This is a genomic window from Peribacillus sp. QJM3NY_7, assembly GCF_056173225.1.
The window spans coordinates 4404603-4416020 of the sequence record NZ_CM149663.1 but is presented as its reverse complement, the minus strand read 5'-3'; the positions used below and the strand labels follow the sequence as shown (position 1 = coordinate 4416020).

Here is an 11418-nt window from a genome sequence, read left to right as displayed (position 1 = left end):
CAGTTAATAGAAAACTAGTAGATGAATTGCTCATTGCTAATCCGCATTTTTGTTTAAATGTCGAGAAAGCAGAACAGTCTTTAAGAAAGATTAAGGATCTAAAAGCTGAAAACTACTACTGTTATCATGGCGGGACATTCACTTTATAAATGGGTCCTTGCTTAACCTCTTTTTGTCGATATACTCGATAATTGGGTCTGTCTGCAATTATTAAAGAACGTTCGGAATTGATTTCAGAAATCCGCTCCCTTCCCGCCGACTGTCTGCCAAGCCCTCACTGCAAGCGGCTATGGGGTCTCGGCTAGCCAGTTATTCGGCAGGAGTGTTGCAAATTTCTTCAATCTAATAGGGTTCATACCATATCGAAAAGTGAAAATTAATGAAGGATAAACGGGTCTTCATTTGAATGGTCCGGGGTGAGACCATTCCGGAGATTTGTAGACTAACTCGATAATAATCAAGTTGTCAAAACTTGAACATTTATTTCCACTCTAGGCATTCGCTTTCGGCGGGTGGCTCGCCCTCGGCACTTTTGCGCCTGGGGATTTCCTTAATACTCGATTTTCTTGCAGGAGTCTCGAACCTTCCGATCCAATCAACTAGAATGTTTTTTTACTAGACTTAAATCAGCCTAAATACTGCTTTAATATTTCTAATCCTATTTTTAACTCATCGAATGAGTTTGTGGAAGAAAGTGCGATACGCAAATACAAATCAGGGGTGGTTTGCCCGCTTTGAAAACGATTGGAATGAAAAACCCGAATGCCGCGCCTTTTCAAATCGGTTTCCAGCTGTAACGCATCGTTATGCCCTTTAATTGGAAGCCAGCGATATAGACTGAGAGGATGTCCGACATCCTTTCTTAAGGGGAAATATTCCGAATAAATATCATTTGCAGTCTGTGCAAGCCGTTTCTTATGAGAAACAATTTCATGAGCCTTTCCTGATAGGATTAGCTCTGTGATAACCTCTGCATCAAAAGAAGAGGTCTTTACATTTATGTTGAAAATGGCCTGGGAAATTTTCTCGCGTAATGTTTCTCCATAAACCATATAGGCAACTCTTAATCCGGAACATATGGACTTAGAGGTGCCGCAAATATAAACGCTCTGTTCCGGAAGCAAATGAAACATCGGCTGCCGGTAGTCGGAGATAATGCCTGCCGTCAGGAATGCATGAATATCATCCTCAATCAAAATTAAACGATGCTTTCGGATTACCGCTGCCAATTCTTGCTTTCGAATATCCGACATCATGATTGTGGTCGGATTGTTGCAGGAGGGCATCAGAAATATCCCGTCAATATTTGTTTGACAGCATTGCTTTTCAAGTTCATCTGGCAGCATTCCAAACTGGTCCCCGTGAATGGGCACTAACTTAATATGAAACATCTTTGCCAGCTCGATAAAGTTTGAATAGGTATATAAGTCGGTTGCAATTCTATTACCAGGCCCAAACAAAGCAGCGAGGGCAACAGCCAATGCATTTTGGGCACCGGAAACGATTGCTATATGCTCTTGATCCGCGTGAATGCCGAAAGATTCCATCCAGTTTAGAGCTGCTGTTTTTTGATGTGGAATCCCAGTCGGATCGTTGTAATTGAGCAGCTGCTCCAAATAACTTTTGTTCACGGTTTTTTGTAAAGTTTCTGAAACGATATCATTGGTTTGCTCAAAAGATGCCACAAAACCAAGATCGATGCTGTTTGCCGTTTTATCCGCGGAAATGGTTATGGAACGAGTGGCATTGGGAGCCACAAAGGTTCCGCTTCCCGTAACGGCATATATCAATCCCTTTACCTCGCACATTTTATAAGAACGGGTAATCGTAGTGAAATTTAAGTCAAGAAAATCTGCCAATTCTCGTTGAGGGGGCAACTTGGTTCCAGGTGCTAAAAAGCCATTTGTTATATCTTGTTCAAGTAATGATGCGAGAGATTTATAAAAAGGACGCTTTAATGCATTCTTATCAGGTTTCCAGGACATTGGATAATTGTCAAATGAATTTACTGGCATATTTCACCTCTCCTAGACTTATTCCATACAATCATATCATTTTTTGTATGGAATTCTAATATTGAAACGGTCGGCTTTAAAAGAATATATGGTGATTAACCTATCAGACTCCCCCATTTTGATGAAATGGGGCAATTTTATTTTAATTGTAATCCATACAATTAACTTGTTTTTTGTACGGATTTTGTATGTTAAGTTTAAATAAATTTAGCCATCAGGATGTGATTTATATGAAAAAACGAACTCAACTGATACCAGCATTTCGTGCGGCTTTTCCGTACACAGTGCCCATTTTGGCAGGCTTTTTATTTTTAGGCATCGCTTATGGGATCTTTATGAATTCATTAGGGTTCAGCGCGATTTACCCGATATTGATGAGTCTAACGATATTTGCAGGATCGATGGAGTTTATTGCAGCCAATTTATTGCTTGTCGCGTTCAATCCGATTAACGCCCTTTTTCTAACCTTAATGGTGAATGCACGGCATTTGTTTTATGGCATATCCATGCTTGATAAATATAGGGGGACCGGGAAGAAAAAGCTGTATCTGATTTTTGGGCTTTGCGATGAGTCTTTTTCCATCAATTGTACCGTTGATGTACCGAAGGATGTGGATAAGGGCTGGTTCATGTTTTTCGTGACAATGCTCAACCATTGCTATTGGGTGATAGGAGCAGCGATTGGCGGCATCTTTGGCTCTTTTGTCAAATTCAATACAGAAGGACTCGATTTTGTTATGACGGCTCTCTTTGTCGTGATTTTCATTGAACAATGGATGAAAGAGAAAAACCATCATAGTGCTCTTGCTGGGCTTGGCCTGTCAGCTGTCTGCCTAATTATATTTGGCGGAAGCAACTTCATTATCCCTGCCATGTTTGCCATTTTGGGGTTACTTTCCTTACTTAGAAAGCCGTTAGAGAAAGTTGAGGTGAGAACCATATGACAATGACTTTAACTCAGCAAATCATTACAATTGCGATGGTTGTTTTAGGTACAATGCTTACAAGGTTTCTGCCGTTCATCGTTTTCCCATCAGGAAAACCCACACCGAAGTATGTACAGTATCTCGGTAAAATGCTGCCATCCGCAGTAATTGGGCTTTTAATCATTTATTGTTTAAAGGATGTAAGCCTGCAATCCGGAAGTCATGGCATCCCTGAATTCATTGGGGTGGCGGTAGTTGCCCTGCTTCACGTTTGGAAGAAAATGATGCTCCTCTCGATAGCGGGGGGAACGATTGTCTACATGATGCTGATTCAATTGGTTTTTTAAAGAGATAATGATCAGCACAGCCAACTCCCATCACAATTACTGATATCAATGGAATTGGAAGGGGCAGGTATAGGCAATAGACGTCCTGCATGAGCAAAACCTGTTCGCAGCCATGGAGGCAGTGTCATACCGAAAAGATCATTATTTTATAGAACTTGATGAACAAAATTAAGCACTAATAGTTTACGAGCAGAGCTGTCTTTAAGGCAGCTTTTTCTTATGGCATTTTAGGGCAGGGCAGTTTACATGCATTTCTTCATAAGTTATTGAAACATTAATCAATCCTCTTTCCAGCAACCCTGAAATGGGTCGGTTATTCTGAATCGCTGAAAAGGCTAGGCAGTGGGCATGCCTAGCCTTTTCATACTCAAGAAAGTTGTTGTGTAGGAGTAAACTTGTAGTTTCTTAGGAAAATCATTACCGAACTTAATAACAATGATAGTAAACCCACGAATACCACGTATTGTGTACCCAGCTCTGATATGAATAATCCACCTGCTGCAGCACCAATTGTCGTTCCCAAGTTAACCGCTGTTAAAAATAGTCCATTAGCGAAATCAGGAGATTCGGAGGCTGAAGACATGATCCAGTATTGATTGATATTACCCCCTATACCAGCTAAAATCCCCCAAATTAATGTAAGGATAGCCATAGGTATGGTGAACTGTCCAAATAAGAATAATATGATGTAAACTGCTCCCAATGCAAAAGGGAAAATCACTACAGATTTGTTCGCATTTTTAGTAAGCAGCTTCCCTGCCGCGATGTTTCCAATAATATTGGCACCACCGTAAATGAGTAACATTAAACTGATTGTGTTCGAAGACATATTCGTAACAGTTTTCAGATACTCAGTAAGATAGCTATAAACTCCAAATATGGCTGAGTTCAATAAAATGACAGCCATAATGGAAAGCCATGTAATCGATTTTTTTAATACGGATAATTGCGCTCCGTAAGAAAGTTTTTCCTCAACAGGCATGGATGGTACAAAAAACAATGTAGCAAGAAATACAATCGCATTAACAATCGCAAAGAATGCCATCGCCATTTCAATTGAAACGGCATTCGCAATAAAACTTACGATGGGTACACCGACTACCATTCCAGCGGATACTCCGATAAAAACTTTAGAAACAGCTTTTGGGGCTTCTTCCTTGCTGACGGAGTCTGCCGCTACGGTAAAAGCCAATGAACAGTAAATCGGATGAAAAAAGGCTGGAACTATACGGGCAACTAATGCAAGGGTGAAGTTAGTTGTAAATATGGATACGATGTTCCCCAAAACGAAAACACCTAGCACAAGCAGCATGACCTTCTTCCGGTTCATCCCCGAAAATAATAACGGCATAGTTGGACCGGATACAGCTACAGCAAGGGCAAAAAGACTCACAAGCAATCCTGCTTTTGAGATGCTGACATGAAAGTGATCGGCAATGGAAGGCAAGATGCCGATTACCCCCATTTCAGTATTGATGATTCCAAAAACACCGATGGTTAATATAAAGATAAGTAAGTTATTTGGTTTAGTCATAAAATAGATTTCCTTCTTTCAGGAAAGTGTCATTTTCTAGTAGCGATAAGGAGTCATCTTACATTTATCAATTAGGTCAACTTTTTCAATTGTAACGGTAAAATCACTATTGATATCCACTCCAGATTCAATTTTCCCTAGTTTAATAAGACATATCCAAAGGCCTTATAAAATGTCCGAATTCCTTGCATTGCGTATGGAATTCAGACAAAAAAATGTGAATCCCGACAAGATATGCAGGACTCACACAGTGGTTTCACTCAAAGTAACATTGGCACGAAAAGCTCGCTGTGGTTCATACTGGCCTTATTTCTTCTTCAGATTTTCTTTGAAGAAGGAATCGAGCTTATCAAATGGGATTAAATTCACCCGGTCGTACAGATCCACATGACCTGCACCCGGAACAATGTAGAGTTCCTTCGGTTCGGCCGCCAGCTTGTAGGCGTCTTCGCTGAACTCTCTGGAATGAGCGTTTTCACCCGTGATGAAAAGCATCGGACGAGGGGAAATCGTCTCTATGTCTTCGAACGGGTAAAAGTTCATGAACTTGACGTTACTGGTCAGAGTAGGGTGTGTCGTCCGTTCCGGCGTTGTGCCCTTGGGAGTGAATTCACCTCTTGGAGTGCGGTAGAAGTCATAAAACTCGCGTTCAATCGCCGTAGAGTTTTCATTCAGTTCATGTACTGTCCCACTGGTGTATTTGGTTTTACCGCCTGTGAACTCCACATAGCGTTGCTCCGCTGCTTCTTCGAGAATCTTCTTTCTCTGCTCAAGAGTCTGCGAATGTTTAAGCCCGTTACGGTTGGCGGCCCCCATGTCGTACATACTGACTGTCGCAATGGCTTTCATGCGCGGGTCGATCTTGGCTGCGCTGATGACAAAGCTCCCGCTGCCGCAAATCCCGAGAACACCAATCCGATCTTTGTCAACAAAAGGCCGGGTGCCTAGGAAATCCACCGCAGCACTGAAATCCTCGGCATAGATATCCGGCGAAACCGTATTGCGGGGCTGACCCTCACTCTCTCCCCAGAAAGACAAATCCAAGGACAAAGTAACAAATCCCCGTTCAGCCATTTTAGTGGCATACAAATTCGCACTTTGTTCTTTTACTGCGCCCATAGGATGCCCGACAATGATCGCGGGATTTTTGGTGTTCTTCTTCAAACCTTTGGGAATGAAAAGGTTCCCTGCGACATTCATGTTGTATTGGTTTTTAAACGTAACCTTCTTCATGGTTACCTTGTTGCTTTTGTAAAAGTTGTCTGCCCCATTCGTCATGTCTGGCGTGTATGCAGCGCCAACGCCGGTGTTGGGTGCAATGATGGTCACGGATAAAAGCAAGCCCAGTGCTATCAATGTGAGTACACGCCTGATAATCGTTTTTTTTTTCATTTTTAAAACAACACCCTTTCTTATTTTTGTTTTGAAAAAAATTCTTTGGTGACTATCATGGTGTACATTGCCCTCGTTCAAAAAGAAAGCATCATTGATTGATTAATCAACATCTGTTTATAATTATTAAATAGAAACAGAATGCTCTCAATGGTTAAATGAACGCAATTCGTTGATTACTCAACAAATCGATAAAAATTGTTGATTATTTTTAGGAAAGTTTGGTGACCAAACCATGCCGAAAGTAGACAGAAGAATAACCAAAAGCCAAGAGGCCATTAAAAAGGCTCTCATTGAACTGATGTCCGAAAAAAGTTTTGATGACATTACCATTCAGGATATTGCAGACAGGGCAAATGTTAATCGAGGAACCATCTATCTACATTACTTAGATAAATTTGATCTATTAGATAAAATCATGGAAGAACATATAAACAACATGAGTAATTTTTGTGAATCGGCAACTGAAATGGATTATATAGAATCGACTGTACACTGTATGGAATATTTTAAGAGCAATTATTTATTCTTTTCAACGATGTTAGCGAGTGAAGGAGCTCCATATTTTCGCAGTCAGTTCCTTAAGTTCAATATCGAAGAGTTCAAGAAAGATGTGGACATAACAAAAGGGAAAAATGCCGATCAAAATGATGATGTAATTGTTCAATTTGTTGCAAACGCATACGTAGGGGTAGTGGAATGGTGGTTAAAGAATGGAATGCCTTATCCACCTCGTGTCATGGCAGAAAAAGTGGGGGATTTGTTAGAGAGGATTGTATAACTAGCTAATGAGGAACTTACCTGGGATAGTGGTCTCTTGACGCAAAGGGGTGTCTTAAGGCATCTCTTTTTTTATGGAATAAAAGGGATAGATGGGTGTAGAAGGACTATTACAGGAATAGTGGAATTATAATGAATGGAATATATTTTTAACTGTAGTCCAAGGTTCCTTAAAAGTTGCTTGATTTTAAATCAATTGCAAAGTAAGGAGAATTTTAGTATGAAAATAAAATGGTTTGGACATTCTGCCTTTTTACTAACATCCGAAAGAGGAACCAGGATTCTTATTGATCCATATTATCGCTTCATCCGTTACCGTATGCCAAGCGTTGAACCAGATATAGTCGCCGTTACCCATAATCATTTCGATCACAATAAAATTCAAGCTGCAACAGGTGATTACTTGCTTGTGAATGAGCCAATGGAATACATCCGCGAAGATGTAAGAATTAGAGGATTTAAGACATTTCACGACAAGGTAAATGGCGAGAAGAGAGGCCCCAATATTTTATATCGTTTCCAAATGGACGATCTGACCATCTGTCACTGCGGAGATTTAGGGCATCTATTATCAGAAGAACAAGTAAATGAAATTGGAAAAGTGGATGTTCTCATCATTCCTGTAGGAGGTACAGTCACGATTAATGCCTTAGAAGCCACTCAAGTAATGCGTCAATTGAAATCTACTATTACGATTCCCATGCATTACAGAACAAAGTCATTGTCGGTTGTTGGCTTGATGTTTTCAAAGGTAGATAAGTTTCTTCAGATTTCCGGAAAGCGAACAACCGAAGTTAAGACATTGGATATTTCCAAAGAAAATTTGCCGGAATATGCGGGTGTCGTTACCATGCTCTATGAATGAAATATAAGACTGCAATGTATGATTGCGATGTCTAAAAAATGTTGCGAATTGATAAGAAATCCTGTTTATAACGAAAGGGCAGGTTAGTTCAAGAACAAAAAGGGAAGATACTAATCAATGAATTGAATCAATTAAGCTTCCTCTTTACGTTATAAGGAGATAGAATATAAATAAAAAGGTGATGACAATAAAAAAAGTAAAAAGTATCCTATTCTTTCTTCTTGGGGCCATATCTCTTTTGATTGGTATCGCAGGGACTGTGTTACCAGTTCTGCCAGGCGGTCCGTTTTACTTATTTGCTGCCTTTTGCTTTGCTAAAAGCTCCAAGTCGATTGAAAACTGGTTCAAGAGCACCTCATTATATGAAAAATACGTTGAAGCATTCCTGCAAAAAAAAGGCATGACCCGAAGAGAGAAAATAAGAATCAATTTAATTGCCGATTTCTTCATCGTGATTTCTGTATTTTATGTGGACATCCTATTGGTGAAAATCTTATTGGTCGTACTCGCCCTCTACAAACATTATTATTTCATTAAAAAAATTAAGACAATTGATCGAAACGGTACGGAAAAAAGAGCGTTTTGAACCATCAAATAACGGGTCCTAACTGCAATAAGAGAGTTGCTTCGGCAGCTCTTTTTCTCATGGTTCTAAGGAAGTAGGATATTTCAATAATAAAAAAATACATATATATAAATTTGGTAAAGAAGGGTGGGGAATCATGAAAAATATTTAGGGGTTATATCGTTTGCTTTAATGAGAATGGTATTCCAGGGTAATGGATTTTAAAAAGTTTATTCAACAAACAGGTACATAAGTTGACAACCAGAGCGCCGAATGGTGGTTTTTTTGCTAATAATGGGTGCGTTAGCTGAAGGTTAGAGCGTCTTTAAGGCAGCTTTTTCTAATGGGACTATCGCGGCAGGTTAGTTAAACAAGCTATGATGAACCAACTGAATATTTAATGGAAAAAGGAATTTTTGACGGTTGTGTGAACAGGTAGGATTAGCAACTAGACATAAAGAATACCTATTTATAAAAGGGGGCTTCTTTAATGGAAAAAGAAAAATTACTAGCTGTGAAATGTTCGTGCTGCAAAAAAGAATTAGACGCAATAGACTTGGTCATCATAAATGAATCACTTCAGCTGACGCATATTCAATGCCCTTATAAAGGAGAAAAAGCAATTATTGATGTAGGATATTTTAATGATGTATTCCGAAAATACCTGACCTGTACTCATGAAAAAGCCCCTATAAGTGGGGGGATGTAAAGTCCATGGCTTTGCATTTTTAGCAAAAACCTTGTTAATTCGGTTCTATAAAGAGCTATGTCGATCAGTTCTTATGGAATAATAGGGGCAGGATAGTTCAACAAACGTAGTGGCTGGAACCGTTCTCTTCTGGGGTACCGCCACATGCCCATCAAGCTAACAAAGTAAATGACTAGATACGAATTGATCCTTGTTTCAAAACTAGCGAGTGATGGAAAAGTAGGCATGCCAAAGAAGCCTATTAAAACGCGATTTTTTCGCTAGGCAGCTTGTCTATGCTTCACCGTCGTTTCATACACAACCCCTAGAATATCAAAGACGGTCATCTTCTTATACCGATGACATTTACGACCGTTCTTTTTTAGCAGCTGATAAAGGCGATGCAGAATTTTCAAAAGTTCTTCTGTGCCAACTGCTATCGCTTGAAACAGTAACGGAAAGTAATCTTTAATCATATAAATCGCTTTGTATTCACTCAGCTCCTGCTTTTTCTTTTCAAGCAGAAGCTGTCGCATTTGAAACATCGTAGAAGAACAGAGGAGAATGCCAATGAGTTGTCCATATAAATGGCACTCTAGGCGTTCTCTTTTAATATTTTTACATTCATCAATTTCAAAGAATGACTTCCACGTTTTAAACAAAATCTCAATCTGCCAACGAAGTGAATACAATGAATGCACGTAATTTGTCAGTACTTCTTCTAGCGACGTGTTCGTGATATATACATTCATGCCCATTAAATGTTTACTTTTATCCTTCATGACAATGCCTTTCTTCTTTTCACGTATCGCTTGGTTTTTCAGGCGTGTTTGCGTTTGATCATCGGTTAAACGATGGATAATGACACGTGCTGGAAGCTTCTGATTTTGGCCAATGTATGCCTCTGGGATTTCCATCGTTTCACCAGGGGTTAGACCAGACATCATTTGTGTCATATCAAGCTGGATGTATTCTGTTTGCTTTTTTAACGTGCCATTGTTGAAGTATTCTGGCTCAGGGTTCTTGATATAAATGCGTGTATTCAACTTCAACCGCGAGATATAGTAAGCCTCTTTATCATGAATGGCTTGTAAGTCTCCTAAATCGAAGTAACCAAGATCACGCAAACACAAATCGCCCGCCTCTACGGTTTCAAGGCAGATGGTACCGTACGTTTTATCATTATTCTTTCCTGGTCCAAGCTGCACGTTAAGAAATTGACCACTAAGTAAATCATATTCCAATTGGATTTTTACACCTGCCGTATTACTACTCCCGCCTGAACCTTGATAGTCAGTGGCGAAATGATCAGGCAGTTGAAACACTGTCGCATCTAAAATACGGATTCGATTGAAAGTAGAAATCATGTGTGCAGAAAGCGATTGATTTGAACAGAGTTTTTGTGTGAGAAGAGAAGTAAAGACTTCTCGAAGAAATGTGACGGCTGCTGAATTAAAGCGTTGATTCAATCCTTCTGAGCTCATCAGTACCCCAGTGGAAGCTTCTAACTGACTGTACAATTGTGTAAGTGATGTGCTAGCGATTTCTTGACTGAGCCATACGCAAAGGGCAATGAGTTCGTTTGCTTGATACTTACTCGATCGCTGTACAAAGCCAACTTGTTTGGCGATATCTTGTAGGACTACTGGAGATAAAAAGTATTGTAGTTCTTGTGCGAAAAGATTCAGTTCATTTGAAATGATAGGATTCATCAAAAACGCCATCCTTTCTCGTAAACTTCTTACGATAAGCATAGCGTTTTTTCATTTTGAGGGTATGATTTTAACTTCGCTTGATGGGCATGTGGTGGTACCCCATTTAGGGCTATACAAAAAAGCACCCAAGAGTTATCAAAGATTCTGCTTCGCCTGTTCAACCTCCTACAGAAAAACGGACGAAAATCTCATCGGTATGAGAAGAAAACAGTCTTTGATATATTGGGTGTTGTTTATCAGTATACCTTGTGCAAAAAGAAAGCAGCATAGCTCTAAAAAATGACCTGCTCTTTGGCATATTTGGCATGCCTTTCTTTAGTCAAACATAGAGGGTTTCTTGCGGATACGGCTCTACTCTAAACATTCTTTCGGTTAGCTTGATGGGCATGTGGCGATACCCCTATCTCCCTATTACATTTTGTTTTTTCTTTCAACATCTTTGTTTGTCGAGATTTACAAATCTAATTCTCTTACGGCTTATTTGCACCAGAACCCGAATTACTAATGTATTATTTTGGGTCCATTTAAAGACATTTACTTTTAATAGAATGAAAGATAATATAATCTTTAATTAACTGATAATTCAGCATA

The 11418-nt window shown here is 39.6% G+C and carries 10 protein-coding genes and 2 pseudogenes; 8 read left to right on the top strand and 4 right to left on the bottom strand.

Features of this window, described 5'->3' with window-relative positions; genetic code table 11:
• Positions 1-23 precede the first annotated feature (23 nt).
• Positions 24-149, top strand: a pseudogene (locus AC0VX1_RS21170) (MBL fold metallo-hydrolase); the annotation flags it as partial.
• 477 nt (positions 150-626) lie between these two features.
• On the opposite strand, the gene AC0VX1_RS21165 reads toward AC0VX1_RS21170, so the two are convergent.
• Positions 627-2015: an aminotransferase-like domain-containing protein gene (locus AC0VX1_RS21165; RefSeq protein WP_475468798.1), complete on the bottom strand. Its 1389-nt coding sequence runs from the start codon at positions 2013-2015 to the stop codon at positions 627-629.
• A gap of 188 nt (positions 2016-2203) precedes the next feature.
• On the opposite strand from AC0VX1_RS21165, the gene azlC reads away from it, so the two are divergent.
• Both azlC and AC0VX1_RS21155 read left to right on the top strand, forming a co-directional pair.
• A complete protein-coding gene (azlC, locus tag AC0VX1_RS21160; protein ID WP_095679027.1) occupies positions 2204-2959 on the top strand; it encodes an azaleucine resistance protein AzlC in 756 nt (251 codons plus the stop codon).
• Positions 2956-3288 (top strand): branched-chain amino acid transporter permease, encoded by a 333-nt coding sequence (locus tag AC0VX1_RS21155; protein ID WP_034304141.1) that lies wholly within the window; start codon positions 2956-2958, stop codon positions 3286-3288. The genes azlC and AC0VX1_RS21155 overlap by 4 nt, the downstream gene beginning before the upstream one ends.
• A gap of 367 nt (positions 3289-3655) precedes the next feature.
• Here the strand turns inward: AC0VX1_RS21155 and AC0VX1_RS21150 are convergent, their stop codons facing one another.
• Positions 3656-4822: an MFS transporter gene (locus AC0VX1_RS21150; RefSeq protein ID WP_475468795.1), complete on the bottom strand. Its 1167-nt coding sequence runs from the start codon at positions 4820-4822 to the stop codon at positions 3656-3658.
• A gap of 306 nt (positions 4823-5128) precedes the next feature.
• Positions 5129-6214, bottom strand: a complete 1086-nt coding sequence (locus tag AC0VX1_RS21145; RefSeq protein WP_475468793.1) for an alpha/beta hydrolase — start codon at positions 6212-6214, stop codon at positions 5129-5131.
• Between the two features lie 235 nt (positions 6215-6449).
• Between AC0VX1_RS21145 and AC0VX1_RS21140 the strand changes: the two genes are divergently transcribed.
• The 4 genes from AC0VX1_RS21140 to AC0VX1_RS21125 all read left to right on the top strand — a co-directional run bounded on the left by AC0VX1_RS21140 (position 6450) and on the right by AC0VX1_RS21125 (position 9133).
• Entirely contained in the window at positions 6450-6995 is a 546-nt protein-coding gene (locus AC0VX1_RS21140) for a TetR/AcrR family transcriptional regulator (RefSeq protein ID WP_475468791.1), read from the top strand.
• A 219-nt stretch (positions 6996-7214) separates the two neighbouring features.
• On the top strand, positions 7215-7859 hold the full coding sequence (locus AC0VX1_RS21135) for an MBL fold metallo-hydrolase (RefSeq protein ID WP_475468789.1): 645 nt from the start codon (positions 7215-7217) through the stop codon (positions 7857-7859).
• 181 nt (positions 7860-8040) lie between these two features.
• Entirely contained in the window at positions 8041-8445 is a 405-nt protein-coding gene (locus AC0VX1_RS21130; RefSeq protein ID WP_048687144.1) for a YbaN family protein, read from the top strand.
• A 469-nt stretch (positions 8446-8914) separates the two neighbouring features.
• A complete protein-coding gene (locus tag AC0VX1_RS21125; RefSeq protein WP_323598236.1) occupies positions 8915-9133 on the top strand; it encodes a hypothetical protein in 219 nt (72 codons plus the stop codon).
• A 260-nt stretch (positions 9134-9393) separates the two neighbouring features.
• Here the strand turns inward: AC0VX1_RS21125 and AC0VX1_RS21120 are convergent, their stop codons facing one another.
• Complete coding sequence (locus AC0VX1_RS21120; protein ID WP_475468786.1) at positions 9394-10824, bottom strand: IS4 family transposase; 1431 nt, start codon at positions 10822-10824, stop codon at positions 9394-9396.
• A 105-nt stretch (positions 10825-10929) separates the two neighbouring features.
• Here AC0VX1_RS21120 and AC0VX1_RS21115 point away from each other — a divergent pair.
• A pseudogene (locus tag AC0VX1_RS21115) lies at positions 10930-11097 on the top strand (IS4 family transposase); the annotation flags it as partial.
• Positions 11098-11418: the final 321 nt, after the last annotated feature.

Coding starts and splice junctions, on each gene's coding strand:
- AC0VX1_RS21165 (WP_475468798.1), bottom strand. CDS start 2,015: ATGCCAGTAAATTCATTTGACAATTATCCAATGTCCTGGAAACCTGAT.
- azlC (WP_095679027.1), top strand. CDS start 2,204: ATGTTAAGTTTAAATAAATTTAGCCATCAGGATGTGATTTATATGAAA.
- AC0VX1_RS21155 (WP_034304141.1), top strand. CDS start 2,956: ATGACAATGACTTTAACTCAGCAAATCATTACAATTGCGATGGTTGTT.
- AC0VX1_RS21150 (WP_475468795.1), bottom strand. CDS start 4,822: ATGACTAAACCAAATAACTTACTTATCTTTATATTAACCATCGGTGTT.
- AC0VX1_RS21145 (WP_475468793.1), bottom strand. CDS start 6,214: ATGAAAAAAAAAACGATTATCAGGCGTGTACTCACATTGATAGCACTG.
- AC0VX1_RS21140 (WP_475468791.1), top strand. CDS start 6,450: ATGCCGAAAGTAGACAGAAGAATAACCAAAAGCCAAGAGGCCATTAAA.
- AC0VX1_RS21135 (WP_475468789.1), top strand. CDS start 7,215: ATGAAAATAAAATGGTTTGGACATTCTGCCTTTTTACTAACATCCGAA.
- AC0VX1_RS21130 (WP_048687144.1), top strand. CDS start 8,041: ATGACAATAAAAAAAGTAAAAAGTATCCTATTCTTTCTTCTTGGGGCC.
- AC0VX1_RS21125 (WP_323598236.1), top strand. CDS start 8,915: ATGGAAAAAGAAAAATTACTAGCTGTGAAATGTTCGTGCTGCAAAAAA.
- AC0VX1_RS21120 (WP_475468786.1), bottom strand. CDS start 10,824: ATGAATCCTATCATTTCAAATGAACTGAATCTTTTCGCACAAGAACTA.